Origin of the sequence: Vibrio sp. M250220, from assembly GCF_036533795.1 — a bacterium.
GTDB lineage: Bacteria > Pseudomonadota > Gammaproteobacteria > Enterobacterales > Vibrionaceae > Vibrio.
The window spans coordinates 1-360 of the sequence record NZ_JATABI010000239.1; the positions used below are offsets into that span (position 1 = coordinate 1).

Annotated in this window: 1 protein-coding gene; it reads right to left on the minus strand. The window is 50.8% G+C overall.

Features of this window, described 5'->3' with window-relative positions; translation table 11 throughout:
* Positions 1 to 360 (minus strand): type VI secretion system tip protein TssI/VgrG (gene tssI / locus QTN94_RS20610; protein WP_331428706.1); only part of this gene is annotated, 360 nt, incomplete at both ends.

A 360-nucleotide genomic window follows, 5' to 3' on the forward strand; every position in this document is an offset into this window, starting at 1 on the left:
AAATCCTTCTGCGCATGAAGATAGACTTGCTCTTGGTCTGCTTGGTCTTCAAAACTCAGTTCGTTAAAGCCTTGCCCTTGGTGGGTCTCACTGCGCAGGACGGTTTTGGTTTTGTTGTTGGGCAGAACATAAGGTGGCTTGTTGACCGCATGATAGGTGCGCCCCGTGATGATGGGCTGATCAGGGTCACCATTAAGAAATGAGACAATCACTTCGTGCCCAATACGAGGTAAAGCGACCATGCCATATTGGCTGCCCGCCCAACCTTGAGAGACTCGCACCCAACATGAACGATGTTCAGGGTTTCTCTCTTCGCGATCCCAGTGGAAATGGACTTTCACGCGACCATGTTCGTCACAG